Source organism: Micromonospora sp. NPDC050276 (assembly GCF_044459545.1).
GTDB lineage: Bacteria > Actinomycetota > Actinomycetes > Mycobacteriales > Micromonosporaceae > Micromonospora.
Genome location: NZ_JBITJA010000004.1, coordinates 371029 through 387837, shown reverse-complemented (window position 1 = coordinate 387837; position 16809 = coordinate 371029). Strand labels below are relative to the sequence as shown.

Sequence of the window (16809 nt, the reverse complement as noted above, 5' to 3'; positions counted from 1 at the left end):
GGGGGCGGATGAGGGGATCAGGGTTCGTAGACGGCGTTGCGGTCGACGGTCCGGTAGATGTCCATGCCCAGCGGTCGGCGTCGCTCCTCGGCGAGGTGCCCGAGCAGCCCCGCCGCGCGGGCCAGCAGGGCGAAACCGCGCAGCATCTCGACGGGGAGCCCGAGGTCGGCGAGGGCCGCGCCGCAGACCCCGGCGCCGTTGAGCGGCAGGGTGCGGCCGAGCACCTGCGGGTGCACGCGTCCGATCGCCTCGAACAGCCGCAGGTGCGGGCCGTGCAGACCCTCCTCGGTGGCGATCCGGATGAGCACGGGGGTGCGCGGGTCCTGCTCCTTGTGCACGGGGTGACCGAGCCCGGGGACCAGCCGGCGCTCCCGCTTCGCCCGGGTGACCGCGTCGAGCGCCACGGCGTCGAAGTCGGTCACCTCGCCGGCCTGGGCGAGCGTGTCGGCGAGGAACCGTCCACAGTCCTCGGTGACGCCGAGGAAGCGGGAGCCACCGCCGAGCAGGCCGGCGGCGAGCGCGCCCTGCAACGACTCGGGCGCCGACAGGTACGTCAGTCGGGCGGCGATCGCCGTCGGGGTGAAGCCGTGGTCGGCGAGCGCCACCAACACCGCCTCGAAGACCCGGACCTCGCCGGGGGTGGGGCGGCGGCCGGCGACCAACCAGTACGCCAGCTCGCCGAAGCCCACAGTGCCCATCAGGTCGGCGGCCAGGTCCTGCCCGAGCAGGGAGATGGTGGTCGGGTCGGAGGTGCCGATACCGGTCGGGAAGCTCAGTTCTTCAGCCACGCGCGGATCTCCTCGCCGTGTTCGTCGAGCCCGGGTGGCGGTAGCTCGTACCGGGCCGGGGTGTCGGAGAAGGTGATGGGGTTGCGGACGCCGGGCACCTCACCGACGGTGACGACCGGATCGAGCCCCAGCTCCTCGGCGAGCGCGACACCGCCGTCGATGGTGTTGATCGGCGCGCACGGGACGCCGGCGGCGAGCAGGTCCCGGAACCACTCGTCCTTGGTCCGCTTGGCGAGGCGTTCGACCAGCAGGGGCCGCAACTGCTCACGGTTGGCCGTGCGGTCCTGGTTGCGCCCGAAACGCCTGTCGTCCGGGAGGCCGGGCAGGTCGAGCACCTGGCAGAGCTTGCGGAATTGTCCGTCGTTGCCGGCGATGACGATCAGCTCGCCGTCGGCGGTGGGCAGTGGCTCGTACGGGAAGAGGCTGGGGTGTGCGTTGCCCATCCGGAACGGGACGGTGCCACCGGCGACGTAGCCGCTGGAGTGGTTGACCAACCCGGACAGCGCCGAGCTGAGCAGGTTGACCTCGACGTGTTGGCCTCGCCCGGTGTCCCCACGATGGTGCAGTGCGGCGAGGATGCCGATGCTCGCGTGCAGCCCGGCCATCACGTCGAAGACGGAGATCCCGGCCCGGTACGGCGAGCCGTCCGGGTCTCCGGTGAGGCTCATCAGGCCCGAGATGGCCTGCACCATCAGGTCGTAGCCGGGGAAGTCCTTACCGGCGCCGGTGCCGAAGCCACTGATGCTCGCGTACACGATCTTCTCGTTGTTCGCCGCGACGGTGTCGTAGTCGAGGCCGAACCGGGTGAGGCCACCGGGTCGGAAGTTCTCGATCAGCACGTCGGAGCGGCGGGCCAGCTCCTGCGCGGCGGCCAGGTCGTCCGCCTTCTTGAGGTCCAGGGCGACCGACCGCTTGTTGCGGTTGATGCCGAGGTAGTACGTCGAGACGCCGTCGCGGGTGGGCGGCATCCAGGTGCGGGTGTCGTCGCCACCGGGGCTCTCCACTTTGATCACCTGGGCGCCGAGGTCGGCCAGGAGCATCGTCGCGTACGGCCCGGCGAGGATCCGGGAGAAGTCCGCGACGAGTAAGCCGGCCAGGGGGCCCGTCGAATGCTGAACCATGTTTCCGCCCGTTCTACGGACACCTGTCCGCCGGGACAGCTTGCGATACCGAAAGGTGCGTGTCAACGGTGCATTAATCGAGCAGAAACATGCGCTTGACATGAATCGTGACCGGGACCACACTTGCGCCACTCGGGCTGGCCGCACAGCGGACATCGGTCCGGGCATCCCTCGTACCCGAAAGGAATGGGTGGCGATGAGCGCAACCGACCGGCCGGTGGTCTTCCGAAACGGCCTGGTTCTCACCATGGACGACGCGCACACGGTGCTGCCCGGCGCCGACGTGCTGGTCACCGGCGGCCGGATCGCGGAGGTCGGCGTCGGCCTCAGCGCACCCGACGACGCCCTGGAGATCGATGCCTCCGGCGGCATCCTCATGCCGGGCATGGTCGACACCCACCGGCACCTGTGGCAGACCGCCATGCGCGGGTACGGCGCCGACTGGACCCTGACGCAGTACTTCGTCTGGTACTACCTCGAATCGGGCAAGCTCTTCCGGCCCGAGGACGTCTACGCCGGCAACCTGCTCGGCGCGATCGAGGCGATCGACGCGGGCGTCACCACCACCGTCGACTGGTCGCACGGTCTGCAGACGCCCGAGCACGCCGACGCCGCCGTGGACGCCCTGGAGGCGGTCGACGGGCGGTTCGTGCTCGCCTACGGCAACATCCAGCAGGGCCCGTGGGAGTGGGCCACCTCGCCGGAGTTCCGCGACTTCCACCGTCGTCGCATCGACGGTGGCAAGCTGGCCGGCTTCCAGTTGGCGTTCGACGTCACCGGTGACCCGGCGTTCCCGGAACGGGCCGCCTTCGAGGTGGCCCGGGAATTGGGCGCCGCGGTCACCACCCACGCCGGCGTGTGGGGCGCCACCAACGACGACGGCATCCGGCTGATGCACGAGAACGGTTTCATGAGCCCGTCGACCGTCTACGTGCACGCGGCGACCCTCACCCAGGACTCGTACAACCGGATCGCCGCGACCGGCGGCTCGGTCTCCGTCTCGACGGAGAGTGAGCAGAGCGCCGGTCAGGGTTACCCGCCCACCTGGCAGCTGCGCCACCACGACATCCCGGTCTCGCTGTCGATGGACACCAGCGTGTGGTGGAGCGGTGACCTCTTTTCCGCGATGCGGAGCACGCTCGGCGCGGACCGCTCGCGGGAGCACCTGGAGGCGCACGCCAAGCAGGAAACCATCACCCACTGCCACCTGCGCGCCGAACAGGTCGTCGAGTGGGCCACCCGGGGCGGGGCGCGCGCCCTCGGTCTGGACGCCACGATCGGCGCGCTCACCCCCGGCCGCCAGGCCGACGTCGTCCTGATCAAGAACGACGCCTCGCCGGTGATGTTCCCGATCCTGAACCCGCACGGCCACGTCGTCTTCCAGGCCCAGCGCGCCGACGTGCACACCGTGCTGGTCGACGGCCGGGTCGTCAAGCGGGACGGCCGCCTCGTCGGCGTCGACCTCGCCGCCGCGCGAGCCAGGGTGGCGGCGACCATCGACCACCTGCGCGAGACGATGGGGGAGGAGGCGTGGCGGCGGGGCATGAACCCGGACATCCCCGAGACCGCGATCCTGGAGAACCCCTACCAGTACACCGAGTGGGACGCCGGCTCGGCGCAATGGAAGCATTAGGACATGAGTGACAACGGAAGGGGCGCCGGGCCCGACTTCATCGAGGCCCTCGCGCGCGGCCTCGACGTCCTGCGCTCCTTCCGTCCGGCCTGCCCGTCGATGACGCTCAGCGAGATCGCCGCCGCCACCGGCCTGGCCCGCCCCACCGTCCGGCGCATCCTCATCACCCTCGAGTCGCTGGGCTACGTCCGCGCGGTCGGCCGCGGTCACGCCCTCACCCCGCGCGTCCTGGAGCTGGGGATGGCGTACGTCAACGCGCTGAACATGTGGGACGTGGCCCGCCCGCACATGGAGAAGCTCGTCGGGCAGACCAACGAGTCGACCTCGATGGCCCAGCTCGACGGCAGCGACATCGTCTACGTCGCCCGGGTGGCCGTCCCCAAGATCGTGACGCTGGGCGTCACCATCGGCACCCGCTTTCCGGCACCCGCGACGTCAATGGGCAAGGTGCTGCTCGCGGCCCTCCCACCGGACACGCTGGAGGCCGTCCTCGCCGAGCCCAGCCGCTCCGGCATCACCCCCCGCTGGCAGCCCTCGCCCGGCGAGTTGGACGCCGCGTTGCGCGAGGTCCGGGCGAAGGGTTGGGCGCTCGCCGACCAGGACCTGGCGCCGGGAATCCGGTCCGTCGCCACCGGCGTACGCGACGGCGACGGGCGGGTCGTCGCCGCCATCAACGTGACCGTGCACGCCGCCGAGACCTCGCTGGAGACCCTGCGCGAGGAGCACCTGCCGAGGCTGCTGCGCGCGGCCGCCGACATCGGGCACGACTGGGCGCTGACCGCCGCCGTGCCGGTGGTCACCGCCGAGTACTCCAGTCGTAGAGCGTGATCTTGCTGTCCAGGCCTGTCGGAAGCTCTTCTCCTGCTGGAGTTGATGCTCGCTGGGCGGGTCTCTATCCGGCCGAGCCGCCGGCCGGGTTCTCTGCGCCGTCTACTACCGAGCGAACGCAAGCCAGCCAGTCGTTCCACGCGGCGGGGTCCGTTGTCCCACCGTCTGCCTCGATGCCGATGTCTCCCAGAAGCGTGAGCAGGTCGTCCCCGGCACGGTTCGCGAACTGCCATACGAACCGGGACATGGCCACGAAGGCCTCGCGCTCGTCCATCGAAAAGCGGCTCATCGGAACTCTCTCCTTCGGGCGGAGTCTACGTGGTGGACGACCCCGGGGACGAGGAGGCAGTCCCCGTCGTGGATGAAACCGGCGACCTGAAGAAGGGCGCCGCGACGGTGGGAGTCCAGCGCCAGTAACACCAGCACGGTGGGCAGGATCGAGAACGCCCACGCCGCTGCCCACCGGCTCGGGTGGTCCGACTGGCGACGCCGCCACCAGACCCGCTCCCAGGCAAGCCATTACCAGCGACAAGCCGGACAGGCGTGAAGATCACGATCTACGGCTGTAGTACTAGGCTAGTACGGCAGCCGCCATATGCTAGTTGACCAGGGAAAACTCTCGGTTGAGTCGGGTGCGTTGGTGGAACCAGCGTGCTCGGGCTTGGTGGCGGCGTCGCCAGTTGCGCCAGTGGGGTGTCGTGGTCGGTGGGTTTCGGCCGGTGCCAGATGGTGGCGAGCAGGCGTGCGGTCTCGGGGATGGTCAGCGCGATCATGCCGGGCTCGGTGTCCCACACCGCCCGGTTGAGTAGCCGTTGCGTGCGATCCGGTGTCCGGTCCCCGGCCTGCTGCGCGATCGTCCACCCGTTGCGTTTCGGGATATCGCTGACCAGCGCCGGTACGTACCGGCCCGCGTGCTGCCAGGTCTGCGTCCGGGCGAAACACGACCGCAACTGCTCCAGCAACTCACCCGCGGTCCGGGCTGTCTGCGCAGCCTCTATCCTGGCAGCAGCAGCCACCTTCGATCTTGTAGTTCTCACAAACACATGATCAACAGGCGGCTCCGTCTAGGTTGGACATCACCCCCGCCACATCCCAGCAGGTCAAACTGCTAATGGCGGCTGCCTTACTAGTGAAGGAGGGCGTAGCCAACAGCTACACAGTTGGCCTTAGTTGGCAGGTTCGCCGACGAAGGACTGGCCGACCTCACCGCCCTGCCCCGTTCCGGACGGCCGGCCACGTTCACGGAGGGCAGGCGGGAGCGTCCCAGACGAGTCACTCCCTAAGCTGTTTCGATGTCCATTCGGGCGGCCAGTCCATCCCGGATCCGGAAGAGATGGACGAAGCGCGCCGTCGATACGGGCGACCCGTCCGGCGTACGGACCGTCTGGTCGACACGGACCGCGATGCGCCCTTCACCCAGCTCGACCGGCTCGCTGGGCTCGTCGTGGGTGTGGACCCGGGTCCACTGCTCAAGCCAATAGCGGCGGAGCGCATCCTTGCCGTGCAGTCTGGCATCACCGTCCGGCCAGTCGACGTCGTCGGTCAGCAGGGTGAGCAGGCCGTCGGCGTCCCGGCGGTTGTAGGCGGCGTACATGCGCCACACCAGCTGCGGCGCCGTGGTCATGAGAGCCCGGTCAGGATGTCGGCGACGGCCTGCGGCTCTGACAGGAACGGGTGGTGGCCTGTCGGCAGTTCGACGACCTTGTCGGCGCGGCGGGAGAACTCGCGCTGCGCCGATGCTGGAGTGCCGCGATCGTCGGCGCACACCACGTACGTTGTCGGCAGGTCGTGCCACGCCACCTGCCGCACCGGCTGCTGGGTTACGGCAATCGTCTGCCGGATCAGGCGAGCCGCACCCTCGCGGACGATGTCGAGCGGGCAGTCCTGCATGAAGGTCTCGGCGAACAACTGCGGTACCGCGCCGAACGTGCCGCCCTCGGGGTCGAAGTCGAGGAACGGCGGCGGTTCCGGAGCCCCGAAGGTGGACAGCGACTCGCCCGGCTCGGGCAGGTAGCTCGACACGAAAACCAGGTGCCTCACCGATGCGATGCCCGCGGCGGCCTCGGCCGCGACGATCCCGCCATAGCTGTGTCCCACGACCACCGTCGGCTCATCGCCGGCGGCTAGCACCGCCCGCACCGCCGCGACGTCCTCCGGCAGACCGGGACCGTTCGAACCGGCGGGCTGGTCGCCCTCACCGCAGCTCGGCAACGACGGCGCGACGCTGCTGATGCCACGCTTGCGCAGTGCTTCGGCGGTCGGGTGCCACCACCAGGCGCCGTCCCGGACACACGCACCGTGCACGAATACCACTCGCATCTCTGCCTCCTTTTGGGCTGGGATCAACGTTAGACGTACCGCCAGTTACGTGAAAAAGTGTGATGGTGGGACGTCACCAAGAACCCGAGATCCGCGACCGCATCCTCGACGCCTGCGTCGATCACGCGCTCGCCCACGGCCTCCCTGACCGTCTCGAACCGTTCGTGAAGGCGTCGGGCTGTTCGACCCGCATGCTGATCTACCACTTCGGGACGCGCGACGCGCTGCTGCGCGAGACCCTGCGCCGGGCGCGGCAGCGTCAACGCGAGTTCTACGGCGACCTGTTTCCCCCCAGGTCGGGCGAGCCCTACCTGACCACGCTGCGGCGCACGTGGCAGGCCATGACCGGCCCCGAGGGGCGCCCCTACCTCAGCATGTTCGGTAAGCTCCGCCAGGACGCTGAACAGCGGTTGTGGCCGAACTTCCGGCGCGAGGCCACTACCGACTGGCTGCAGCCGCTGGAGGACGGCATGCGTACTATCGGCCGCCCCGAGCTCGCCACCCTCGTGCTGGCCGTCATCCGCGGCCTCATCATGGACATTGAGGCCACCGGCGACACGCCACGAGCCGACCGCGCCTTCGACGACTTCCTGGACGCGCTCGCCCTCATGACGACCGCGGGCAAGGCCGACATACGCGAACGACTGAGTCGCTCACACTCGGCCTAGCTACTTCGACGAGCCAGCCCTCAATTCGGGTGGCGGGGCCTACCGAAGATCGATCATGATGATTAAGAGTGTCGTACGCCTGTTCTAGAGTCGGGCGATGGTCGAGGAGTTGCCGCAGGCTGAGGACGCCATCGCTGCCTGCGCCGACACGGCCATCTGGGCACTGCCCGAGGGTGAGCTGATCGCCGCGCTCGACACCGCGCACCGCATCGAGCAGCGTCTCGCGTCGGTGAAGCTGGCTCTGATCCGTGAGCTCGACGGCCGAGGCACCGCCACCACGCACGGGGCATCCTCCACCGCGGTATGGCTCCGCGAACGGCTACGCCTCACCATCCCGGCCGCCCGCCGCCTCGTCGACCTCGCCGCCGTCCTGGACACCGGCAACCCTGGGGTACGCCACGCACTGGCCGATGGTCACATCACGGTGGACCAGGCCCGGGTCATCACCGACACGGTCGACACCGTGCAGACCGCCGCCGGTCCCGAGGCTGCTGACAAGGCCCTCGGAGTGCTCGTCGAGTGGGCCGAGCAATTCGATCCCACTCTCCTCCGCAAACTCAGCACCCGCATCCTCGACCACGTCGCACCCGACATCGCCGACGCCGCCGCCAAGGCCGCCCTCGATGCTGAGGCCCGCCGCGCCACCCGCGACCGCCACCTCACCCTCTCCACCCTCAGTGACGGCCGCCTGCGACTCACCGGCATCCTCGATACCGAGACCGCCGGGCTGCTCCGCGCCGCCATCGACCCCGTCAGCGCACCCTCGGGCCCTGATGACCAGCGCACTCCCGGGCAGCGCCGGCACGACGCCCTCAGCGACGTGTGCCGCCTCGCCCTGCGCACCGGCGAGTTGCCCGAGCACGGCGGCGATCATGCTCAGATCGTGGTCACCACCAGCTATGACGGGTTGACCCGGCAACTAGGCAGCGGCACTCTCGACACCGGCCTGCACCTCACCCCCGAGTCCGTGCGCCGCCTCGCTTGCGACGCCGGCATCCTCCCCGCCGTCCTCAGCGGAGCCGGCCAGCCGCTCGATCTCGGCCGGCAACGCCGCCTCATCACCGGCCCCCTTCGGCGAGCCCTGGTGCTGCGTGACCATGGCTGCGCCTTCCCGGGTTGCGACCGACCGCCGCGCTGGTGTGACGCCCACCACATCCACCACTGGGCCGACGGCGGCGACACCAGCCTCGCCAACGCCGTCCTGCTCTGCGGCCACCATCACCGGCACCTGCACCACAGCGACTGGACCGTGCGATTGGCCGGCGACGGCCACCCCGAATTCGTGCCACCGGCCTGGCTCGACCCCGAACAGGTCCCCCGCCGTAACCACTACCACCGACGACCGTGAGCACCACCAGCACGCAACCATCATCCGGGGCAGTAGGCCGATCGACTGGACAGCCCAGCACGACCCAATTCCACGTGGCCACCGACGCGAAGTGAGGCGCGTGACCAGGGCCCCACTCCGGCTCAGCCACCGAGGCGGTGAGAGGCGCGTAACCAGCGTCGGCACGCTCCACTCCGGCTCAGCTGTCGAGGCGGCGCTGATCCGGGCTGCGGCCCGTCCGTAGCTCGTGGTTCTGCTGGCTGATCACCACCCCGACGTCCGGCCAGAGTCGCAGGGGCCGATCGGATGCGAGGCCCGGACGAGCGTTAATCCGGCGGCGAACCGTCACATCCGCCCGATACTCTTCCTGGCGCGCGACGTCGTCCTGGCACGTCGCGCCCCGCGCCCGGTCGGCGCGGCATCGCCGCCACCGCACACCATCGGCCGGCTCAATCGACTTCAGGAGAGTTAGTGACACAGCAATCCGTCGCGACATCGGACAAACTCGACGGCGCGGTGCTCAAGGTGGCGGGCGTCGTCGTCCTTGGCGCGATCATGTCGATCCTCGACGTGACGGTGGTCAGCGTGGCGCTGCCCACATTCCAGAGCGAGTTCGACGCGTCCTACGCCCGCGTCGCCTGGACCATGACCGCCTACACCCTCGCCCTCGCCACCGTGATCCCGCTCAGCGGGTGGGCGGCGGACCGGTTCGGCACCAAACGGCTCTACATGGTGGCGCTGGCGTTGTTCACGATCGGGTCGGGGCTCTGCGCCATGGCCGACACGATCGGCGAGTTGATCGGCTACCGGGTTCTGCAGGGCCTCGGTGGCGGCATGCTCATGCCGCTGGGCATGACCATCATGACCCGGGCGGCCGGCCCGCACCGGATCGGCCGGTTGATGGCCGTCCTGGGCATCCCGATGCTGCTGGGCCCGATCGGCGGTCCGATCCTGGGTGGCTGGCTGATCGACACCGCGAGCTGGCACTGGATCTTCCTGATCAATCTGCCGATCGGCGTGATCGCCCTGATCTACGCGCAGTTCGCGCTGCCGAAGGACGCCCCCGAGCCGTCCGAGTCGTTCGATTTTGTCGGCATGCTCATGCTCTCGCCGGGCCTCGCGCTCTTCCTCTACGGCGTCTCGTCCCTGCCGGAGGCGGGCACCTTCGCCGAGGCCAAGGTCTGGGCCCCGATGCTGGTCGGCGGCGCGCTGGTGGTGGCGTTCGTGCTCTACTCGTTCAGGCCGCAGCACCCGCTGCTCGACCTGCGGCTGTTCCGCAACCGCAGCCTGACCATCGCGTCGGTCACGATGTTCGTCTTCATCATCGCGTTCATGGGCGCCGGCCTGCTGTTCCCGAGCTACTTCCTGCAGGTGCGCGGCGAGACGACGCTCGCCGCCGGTCTGCTGATGGCCCCGCAGGGCATCGGCGCGATGATCACCATGCCGATCGCCGGCACGCTGGCCGACCGGGTGCCGATCGGACGTACCGTCCCGTTCGCGTTGGGGCTCATCGTCGTCGGGTTCTTCGGCTTCACCCAGGTCGACCCGCAGACCTCGTACTGGCTGCTCGGCGGGTCGCTGTTCGTGATGGGTCTCGGCATGGGCGGCACGATGATGCCGATCATGACGTCGGCGCTGCGGACGTTGCAGGCGCAGGAGGTGGCGCGCGGCTCGACGCTGGTCAACATCCTCCAGCAGATCGGCGGATCGGTCGGCGCCGCCGTGATGTCGGTGATTCTCACCAACGAGCTGAACGGCTCCCGGCCGATCCCCGGTCTGGTGGACGAGAGTGGCAAGCCGGTCACCGAGGCCGGGCTGGCCATCGCCTCCCAGCAGCGGCCGGAGCTGCTCCAGCAGATACCGGTGGACCCGTCGATCATCGAGCGCGGGCTCGACTTCGCCGCCACGTCGTTCGCCAACACGTTCTGGGTCGCGTTCGCGCTGGTCGTGCTGACGCTCATCCCGGCCGCGCTGCTGCCGCGCCGACGTCAGCCGGCGCAGCTCGACGAACCGCAGGGCGAGCAGGTCAAGACGCCCGTCGTCATCCACTGACCGACCTCGCCGCGCTCAGCACCGTTGTCAGGTGCTGAGCGCGGCGGGTACGGCGTCAGCGCAGCGGACCGTCGCCGGGCCCGTCCGGGTCCTCGACCAGGTGAATCGCCGCTTCCTCGGCGCTGGCGGCACCCGCGTCGATTCCGGCGTCCCACGCCACCGACTCGGCCTCGTCGTCCTCGCGGACGCCCTCGTCGTATTCGACCAGTCGACCGGCGCGCGACTCCGCCTCGTAACCCCGCCGGGTCAGCTCGTCCTCGTCGTCACCACCCTCGGCGTACGGGTCGACATCCGGCACCTCCTGGGCGAGGTGTTGCTCCAGGGACTCGCCCGCCCGCTCCTCGGCGGGCGTCGTGCCGAACCGGTTGGCCGCCGTCCAGTGGTCCTCGGCGATGATGCCGGTGTCCAGGGGATCACCAACCAGGTCGTCGTCCAGCGTGTCGGAGGCGTCCAGCACGCCGTCGTCCTCGGCCACGTTCCACTCGTCGACGGAATCCATCCGCTCGGTCTGGCTCACGGCGGTCTCCTCTTTGTCACGGTGCACCAAAGTGCCCAGCCTATGACCGTGCAACGAAACCGCGCCCCGAGGTCTGCCCGCTGTGACGAACGGACCTCGGGGAATGCCGTGGGTCAACGCTTCAGCAGCTCCACCACGGCCTCGGTGAACTCTGCCGGCTGCTCGATGTGCGCGAAGTGCCCGCTGTGCTCCAGCGTCACCAGCCGCGAGTCCTTGAGGCCCGCGTGCAACTGCTCGGCCCAGCGGGGTCCGCAGATGAAGTCGTACGCGCCGACGATCACCACGACAGGCACGGTGATCTCGCCAAGGTTGTCCCGCACGTCGAAGGGCGTGGGGTCCTGCGCGCCGGCCGGCGTCGACCAGATCCGGACGGCCGCCTGAAACGGGGCGAACTCGTCCTGGCGACCCCAGAAGTCCGCGAAGTACGCCGGCAGCGCGGCGCGCAGTGCAGCCCCCAACGACTCGTCGTCCGTCGCGCCGCCGATCTGCGCGAAGGCGGCCGGGACCGCCGCCGCCTCCGGCCGGTCCGGGTGCCGCTGCGGGTACGCGGCGAGGGCCGCCATGGCCTCGGACCAGAACTCGGCGCCGGTGACGGGTGAGGTGTCGTACAGGGCGAGGCCGGCGACCCGGTCCGGGTGGGTGAGGGCGTACCGCTGGACGACGAAACCGCCGTGCGAGTGCCCGAGCAGGTACACCGGGGAATTCCCCAGGTGCTCGACGACCGCGTGCAGGAACCGGACATACGTGTCGAGACGGTAATCGTCGTGATTGTCGAGCTGTCCCGACGCGCCTGTCCCGACCGGCTCGACGTAGACCATGGTGAAGTGCGCCTCAAGGCGGGGCGTCCGCAGGTACGACCACTCGATGCCCGGGCCGCCGGAGTGCGCCACGCACACCGGGCCGGTGCCGGCGACGTGGTAGACCTGCCGAACGCCATCGACGGTGAACGTGTGGGCACCGGGTGCGAGCGCGCTGACGTCGTGGCTGATGGAACCCATGAACTATCTCCCGATCCGAGACCCGCGCGGCGTCCGCCGACACGGCGACTGGTGCATGACGCGGACCAGATGCGCGGGCCGAGGGGAAAGTTCGCTCGGTCGGGAAGTTTTTTCAGACCAGCGCCGGGACGGGGTGGAAGAGGGTGAGTTGGCGTACCCGGCCCTCGCGCAGCACCTGCAACCACAGCGCGGCGGGTGGGCAGTGCTCCGGGTCGTCGGGCGGGCTGATCAGGTCGGTCTCCCAGATCAGCACGTCACCACTGGCCACCACGTTGCGCAGCCGCTGGCGCACCCCGGCGGTCAGGTCGCAGTTCATGCCGTTGATCGCCAGGTCACGGCCGCCGCGCGGGCCGCCCGGCACGATCATTTCGGCGGCCGGCCACCAGCTCTCGCGGACCACCCGCTCGAAGTCGCCGCTCATCGCCGTGTCGATCATGTCGCGGCCCTCCCGCCACCGCGAGTCGTTCGCGGCGGTGATGTCGGCGTGCGCCGTGGTCGCCGCCGTCCGCAGGCCACCGGCGAGCGCGCGGCGGGCGTGGCTGAGGCGGCTGCGGACGGTGCCGACCGGTACGCCACACACGGCCGCGATCTGCTCGTACGAGGACGCGTCGCTGAAGTAGCGCAGCAGGGTGACCAGCCGGTCGGGCTCGGACAGCTGCTCGATGGAGTGCCATACCCAGTCGCGCATCGCACTGCGCTCCAGTGCCTCCTCCGGGGTGGGTGTGTCGGCGGGCTGGGCGAACCACTCGGGCTCGGCGACCGGAACGGCCCTGGGCCCGCGCACGGCCATCCGGCTGCTGTTGCGGACGATGGTCCGCAGCCAGGCGCCGACGGCGGCCGGGTCGCGGACGTCGCCGATGCGACGCAGGGCGACGACCATCGCGTCCTGCACCGCGTCCTCGGCGTCCGGCCCGTAACCGAGGATGCTCAGCGCGACGGCCCGCATTCCGGCCTCGTGCCGGGTCAGCAGCGCCCCGAGCGCGGCCGGATCTCCCGCCTGCGCGAGCACGACCAGCTCCGCGTCGCTCTGCGTCACGGCCAGTTCCTCCCCGAAATACCGGTTTCGCACGCTTGTGCTCCATCAAGCGTACGGCGGAGCGGCGGGTCGATGTCCGGCCCGGAGTGTCGTCCTACCCAGCGGAAGGGCTGGCGGCGCGGGTGGCCCTGGTGCCGATCTGCCGCAGGTGCGCGATCAACTCCGGCGGCTCGTGCACCTCCAGGTCGCAACCGAGGGTCAGCAGGTTCCGTCGGCGCCCGGCTACGGTTTCTCGCAGGCGCCGCCGGCCGGTTTACCATCGACCGGCGGGTTCGGCTTCCCGACCACCGCCGACGTGCCGGACATGAGCGCGGTGGAGCGCGCCGAGTGGGAGTAGATGCAGCAGTGGCTGAGCGGTGGCGTGGACCATCACGCGCTGCTGCGCGCGGCCCGGGCAGCCACTTCGTGGCGATGGACGAGCCGCTGGCGCACGCGGCGGACATCCGGGAGTTCTTCGGGAGCCTGCGATGACCGAGCTGAGTTGGGCGCAGGTGTCCGCCCGGCGACTTCAGCGACACCGGCTCTGCCCACCGGCAGAGCCGGTGTCGGACGCGGCACCGGACGTCGGACGCCTCGCGGACGTGGTGTCGGTGATGTGCGGCGCCCACGCCCAGATCGCGTCGGCCGCCGAGCTGTCCGTCGGGCTGCGGGTGCCGGGTGCGACCCGCGCCCTGGTGCGTCGAGCACTGTGGACGGACCGCACGCTGGTCAAGACGCGGGGGCCGCGCGGGACCGTGCACCTGCTCGCCGCGGCGGACCTGCCGATGTGGGTCGGCGCGCTGTCCGCGTTGCCGGCTCCGCCGTGGGAGCGCAGTGTGGTGCTGCTGACGCCCCGGCAGACCGAGCAGGTCTTCGCCGCCATCGCCGACGCGGTTGCCGAGGCCGACCTGACCACCGCCGAGCTGACCGAGGAGATCGTCGCCCGTACCGGTCCGTGGGCGGGCGACCTGGTCATGGAGGCGTTCCAGGACAAGTGGCCCCGGTGGGTGGCCGCGATGACCGCCGCCACCCGGGGCGGAGTGATCTGCTTCGGCCCGAATCGCGGTCGGGCCACCACGTACACCAGCCCGGCCCGGTGGCTGCCCGACTTCGCGCCGATGCCCGGTCGCGCCGCCCTGGCCGCGCTCGTGCGTAGCTACCTGTACGCGTACGGGCCGGCCACCCCGGCGCAGTTCGCCCGGTGGCTGGGAGTGGCCCCGCCGTGGGCGACGGGGCTGTTCGAGTCGGTCGATCTGACCGAGGTGACGGTGGAGGGCACCCGGGCCTGGGTGCCCGTCGACGACGCCGAGTTCCCCGACGACGAGCCGTCCGGGTTGCGGCTGCTGCCCTACTTCGACGCGTACGCCGTCGGCTGCCACCCCCGCGAGCAGCTCTTTCCCGGTGCCGCCGCCGAGCGGGCGCTGGCCGGCGGACAGGCCGGCAACTACCCGGTGCTGCTGATCGACGGGGTGGTCGCCGGCGTGTGGCACCAACGCCGCTCCGGCCGGACGATCCAGGTCACGGTCGAGCCGTTGTGGGCCCTCGACCCCGGCCGGCAGCGGCAGCTGGCCGAGGAGGTCGAGCGGGTCGGTCAGATCCTGGAGGGTCACGCCACGCTGACCATCGGCAGGGTGAGTGTCGGCCCACACGCCTGAACCGGGGCACGATGAGGGCGTGCATCCCGAACCGGTCGACCACGCTCCCCGGCAGGCGTTTTCCTGGGCGCTCCTGCGGCAGCGCTGGGAGGATCTCACCTTCCTGCACTGGGCCGTCGCCCCGGAGGTCGTCGCGCCGCTGCTGCCCGTCGGCACCCGCCCGGACACGCTGGACGGTCGCAGCTACGTCGGCCTGATCGGCTTCCGGATGGTCGGGCTGGGCTTCGGCCGTGGCCCTGGAATTCCCTACTTCGGCACCTTCTGGGAGACCAACGTCCGGCTCTACTCCGTCGACGACGCCGGTCGCCGAGCGGTGGTGTTCCGGTCGCTCGACGCGTCCCGCCTGGTGCCGGTGCTGGTGGCGCGGGCGACGCTGCGTCTGCCGTACCTCTGGTCGTCGATGCGGTTGGACCGCGACGGCGACCGTCGTTCCTACCGCTGCCGGCGGCGCTGGCCGGGGCCGCCGGGCGCGGCGAGCGCGATGGTGGTGCGGGTGGGGGAGCGGATCGCCGACCCCACCCCACTCGAACACTTCGTCACCGCCCGCTGGGGGCTGCACACCCGGGCGTACGGGCGCACGCTGCACCTGCCGAACTGGCATCCGAGCTGGCCGCTGCACCGGGCCGAGCTGCTGCACCTGGACGACGAACTGGTCGCCGCCGCCGGGCTGCCGGCACCGGTCGGGCCGCCGGTCAGCGTGCTCTATTCGCCCGGTGTCGGGGTCAGGTTCGGCCCGCCGGTGGCGGCCCGGCCGCGTGGTGCCGGGCCGCCGGAGGCTCAGTAGCGGCCACCCTCGGGTGCGGGCAGCGCGTCCAGGTCGGCCAGGTCCTCGGCGCTGAGCCGCACGTCACCGGCCGCACAGTTGTCCACCAGGTACTTCGGGGTCTTGGTGCCAGGGATCGGGATGACCTGGTCACCCTGGGCCACCACCCAGGCGAGGGCGACCTGCGCCGGGCTCAGCCCGGCCCGGTCGGCGATCTCCCGGACCCGGGCGACGATGGCGAGGTTGGCGCGCAACGCGTCCTGCTGGAAGCGCGGCAGGCCGCGCCGGAAGTCGTCGGCGGGCAGGTCGTCGAACGAGGTGAACCGGCCGGCGAGGAAACCGCGACCGAGCGGGGAGAACGGCAGGAAGGCGATGCCCTGCTCGGCGCAGTACGGCAACACCTCGGTCGACGGGTCGCGCGTCCACAGCGACAGCTCGGACTGCACCGACGTCACCGGGTGCACCGCCTGGGCCCGCACGATCTGGGTCACCGTGACCTCGGACAACCCGATCTGCCGGGCCTTACCCGCCGCCACGACCTCGGCCATCGCACCCCAGGACTCTTCGATCGGCACCTCCGGGTCGACCCGGTGCAACTGGTAGAGGTCGACGTGGTCGGTGCCGAGCCGGCGCAGGCTCTCGTCGATCGCCGCGCGGATGTGCTCCGGGCGGCCGTTGTTGCCGATCTTCGGTGAGTTGCCGGGGCCGCCGGTGGGGGAGGTGGCCACCAGGCCGACCTTCGTCGCCAGCACGGCCCGCTCCCGGTGACCGCCGGTCAGCGCCCGCCCAACCAACTCCTCATTCGTGTACGGCCCGTACACGTCCGACGTGTCGATCAGCGTCGCGCCCAGGTCCAGTGCCTGTCGAATGACGGAGATGGACGTGTCGTCGTCGCGCGGGCCGGTGATGTCGTAGCCGTGGCTCATGCCCATGCAGCCGAGGCCGATGACGCCGACCTCGGGACCGGTGCTGCCCAGCGTGGTGGTTCGCATGCGCCCCACGCTACGACCGGACGGGGCCGACCCGCATCCGCCGAGGTGGGCACGGATGTTCCCGGGCGCGTGACGACTCTCACCGGAAGTGGACTCAGGAGTCCGGTACGGTGGACGCTAAGCGGACCCACGA

17 protein-coding genes are annotated in these 16809 nt (G+C 70.5%); 8 read left to right on the top strand and 9 right to left on the bottom strand.

Going from position 1 to position 16809, the window contains the following annotated elements; all coding sequences use genetic code 11:
* Window positions 1-17: 17 nt before the first annotated feature.
* Together ACIBF8_RS10710 and ACIBF8_RS10705 are read right to left on the bottom strand one after the other, a co-directional pair.
* Window positions 18-788, bottom strand: coding sequence for a citryl-CoA lyase (locus ACIBF8_RS10710; RefSeq protein ID WP_396782271.1), 771 nt, complete (start codon window positions 786-788; stop codon window positions 18-20).
* A complete protein-coding gene (locus ACIBF8_RS10705; RefSeq protein WP_396782270.1) occupies window positions 773-1909 on the bottom strand; it encodes a CaiB/BaiF CoA transferase family protein in 1137 nt (378 codons plus the stop codon). The genes ACIBF8_RS10710 and ACIBF8_RS10705 overlap by 16 nt, the downstream gene beginning before the upstream one ends.
* Window positions 1910-2105: 196 nt before the next feature.
* On the opposite strand from ACIBF8_RS10705, the gene ACIBF8_RS10700 reads away from it, so the two are divergent.
* Together ACIBF8_RS10700 and ACIBF8_RS10695 are read left to right on the top strand one after the other, a co-directional pair.
* Window positions 2106-3542: an amidohydrolase family protein gene (locus ACIBF8_RS10700; RefSeq protein ID WP_396782269.1), complete on the top strand. Its 1437-nt coding sequence runs from the start codon at window positions 2106-2108 to the stop codon at window positions 3540-3542.
* A 3-nt stretch (window positions 3543-3545) separates the two neighbouring features.
* Window positions 3546-4370 carry an IclR family transcriptional regulator C-terminal domain-containing protein gene (locus ACIBF8_RS10695; protein WP_396782268.1) on the top strand — a complete coding sequence of 275 codons (825 nt, stop codon included), beginning with the start codon at window positions 3546-3548 and terminating at the stop codon, window positions 4368-4370.
* 64 nt (window positions 4371-4434) lie between these two features.
* On the opposite strand, the gene ACIBF8_RS10690 is transcribed toward ACIBF8_RS10695, so the two are convergent.
* The 3 genes from ACIBF8_RS10690 to ACIBF8_RS10680 form a co-directional block, all read right to left on the bottom strand.
* Entirely contained in the window at window positions 4435-4659 is a 225-nt protein-coding gene (locus ACIBF8_RS10690) for a hypothetical protein (RefSeq protein WP_396782266.1), read from the bottom strand.
* A gap of 990 nt (window positions 4660-5649) precedes the next feature.
* Window positions 5650-5994 (bottom strand): nuclear transport factor 2 family protein, encoded by a 345-nt coding sequence (locus ACIBF8_RS10685; protein WP_396782265.1) that lies wholly within the window; start codon window positions 5992-5994, stop codon window positions 5650-5652.
* Window positions 5991-6689 (bottom strand): alpha/beta hydrolase, encoded by a 699-nt coding sequence (locus ACIBF8_RS10680; RefSeq protein ID WP_396782263.1) that lies wholly within the window; start codon window positions 6687-6689, stop codon window positions 5991-5993. The genes ACIBF8_RS10685 and ACIBF8_RS10680 overlap by 4 nt, the downstream gene beginning before the upstream one ends.
* A 62-nt stretch (window positions 6690-6751) precedes the next feature.
* Between ACIBF8_RS10680 and ACIBF8_RS10675 the strand changes: the two genes are divergently transcribed.
* The 3 genes from ACIBF8_RS10675 (at window position 6752) to ACIBF8_RS10665 (ending at window position 10736) form a co-directional block, all read left to right on the top strand.
* On the top strand, window positions 6752-7357 hold the full coding sequence (locus ACIBF8_RS10675) for a TetR/AcrR family transcriptional regulator (RefSeq protein WP_396782261.1): 606 nt from the start codon (window positions 6752-6754) through the stop codon (window positions 7355-7357).
* Window positions 7358-7454: 97 nt separating this feature from the next.
* The gene (locus ACIBF8_RS10670) at window positions 7455-8705 is read left to right on the top strand and encodes a DUF222 domain-containing protein (RefSeq protein ID WP_396782259.1); all 1251 of its coding nucleotides are present in this window, start codon (window positions 7455-7457) and stop codon (window positions 8703-8705) included.
* Between the two features lie 450 nt (window positions 8706-9155).
* On the top strand, window positions 9156-10736 hold the full coding sequence (locus ACIBF8_RS10665) for a DHA2 family efflux MFS transporter permease subunit (protein ID WP_396782257.1): 1581 nt from the start codon (window positions 9156-9158) through the stop codon (window positions 10734-10736).
* A gap of 55 nt (window positions 10737-10791) precedes the next feature.
* Here ACIBF8_RS10665 and ACIBF8_RS10660 read toward each other — a convergent pair whose 3' ends face one another.
* The 3 genes from ACIBF8_RS10660 to ACIBF8_RS10650 form a co-directional block, all read right to left on the bottom strand.
* The gene (locus tag ACIBF8_RS10660) at window positions 10792-11253 is read right to left on the bottom strand and encodes a DUF5709 domain-containing protein (RefSeq protein ID WP_396782256.1); all 462 of its coding nucleotides are present in this window, start codon (window positions 11251-11253) and stop codon (window positions 10792-10794) included.
* A 113-nt stretch (window positions 11254-11366) separates the two neighbouring features.
* Window positions 11367-12251, bottom strand: a complete 885-nt coding sequence (locus tag ACIBF8_RS10655) for an alpha/beta fold hydrolase (protein ID WP_396782254.1) — start codon at window positions 12249-12251, stop codon at window positions 11367-11369.
* A 112-nt stretch (window positions 12252-12363) separates the two neighbouring features.
* Window positions 12364-13320, bottom strand: a complete 957-nt coding sequence (locus ACIBF8_RS10650; RefSeq protein WP_396782253.1) for an RNA polymerase sigma factor — start codon at window positions 13318-13320, stop codon at window positions 12364-12366.
* Between the two features lie 115 nt (window positions 13321-13435).
* On the opposite strand from ACIBF8_RS10650, the gene ACIBF8_RS10645 reads away from it, so the two are divergent.
* The 3 genes from ACIBF8_RS10645 (at window position 13436) to ACIBF8_RS10635 (ending at window position 15705) form a co-directional block, all read left to right on the top strand.
* Complete coding sequence (locus ACIBF8_RS10645; RefSeq protein ID WP_396782252.1) at window positions 13436-13624, top strand: hypothetical protein; 189 nt, start codon at window positions 13436-13438, stop codon at window positions 13622-13624.
* Between the two features lie 130 nt (window positions 13625-13754).
* Entirely contained in the window at window positions 13755-14921 is a 1167-nt protein-coding gene (locus ACIBF8_RS10640) for a winged helix DNA-binding domain-containing protein (protein WP_396782251.1), read from the top strand.
* A gap of 19 nt (window positions 14922-14940) precedes the next feature.
* Complete coding sequence (locus tag ACIBF8_RS10635; RefSeq protein WP_396782249.1) at window positions 14941-15705, top strand: YqjF family protein; 765 nt, start codon at window positions 14941-14943, stop codon at window positions 15703-15705.
* Here the strand turns inward: ACIBF8_RS10635 and ACIBF8_RS10630 are convergent.
* Entirely contained in the window at window positions 15699-16676 is a 978-nt protein-coding gene (locus ACIBF8_RS10630) for an aldo/keto reductase (protein WP_396782248.1), read from the bottom strand. The genes ACIBF8_RS10635 and ACIBF8_RS10630 overlap by 7 nt on opposite strands.
* Between the last annotated feature and the right edge of the window lie 133 nt (window positions 16677-16809).

Coding starts and splice junctions, on each gene's coding strand:
- ACIBF8_RS10700 (WP_396782269.1), top strand. CDS start 2,106: ATGAGCGCAACCGACCGGCCGGTGGTCTTCCGAAACGGCCTGGTTCTC.
- ACIBF8_RS10680 (WP_396782263.1), bottom strand. CDS start 6,689: ATGCGAGTGGTATTCGTGCACGGTGCGTGTGTCCGGGACGGCGCCTGG.
- ACIBF8_RS10705 (WP_396782270.1), bottom strand. CDS start 1,909: ATGGTTCAGCATTCGACGGGCCCCCTGGCCGGCTTACTCGTCGCGGAC.
- ACIBF8_RS10670 (WP_396782259.1), top strand. CDS start 7,455: ATGGTCGAGGAGTTGCCGCAGGCTGAGGACGCCATCGCTGCCTGCGCC.
- ACIBF8_RS10640 (WP_396782251.1), top strand. CDS start 13,755: ATGACCGAGCTGAGTTGGGCGCAGGTGTCCGCCCGGCGACTTCAGCGA.
- ACIBF8_RS10675 (WP_396782261.1), top strand. CDS start 6,752: ATGGTGGGACGTCACCAAGAACCCGAGATCCGCGACCGCATCCTCGAC.
- ACIBF8_RS10630 (WP_396782248.1), bottom strand. CDS start 16,676: ATGCGAACCACCACGCTGGGCAGCACCGGTCCCGAGGTCGGCGTCATC.
- ACIBF8_RS10685 (WP_396782265.1), bottom strand. CDS start 5,994: ATGACCACGGCGCCGCAGCTGGTGTGGCGCATGTACGCCGCCTACAAC.
- ACIBF8_RS10690 (WP_396782266.1), bottom strand. CDS start 4,659: ATGAGCCGCTTTTCGATGGACGAGCGCGAGGCCTTCGTGGCCATGTCC.
- ACIBF8_RS10695 (WP_396782268.1), top strand. CDS start 3,546: ATGAGTGACAACGGAAGGGGCGCCGGGCCCGACTTCATCGAGGCCCTC.
- ACIBF8_RS10655 (WP_396782254.1), bottom strand. CDS start 12,251: ATGGGTTCCATCAGCCACGACGTCAGCGCGCTCGCACCCGGTGCCCAC.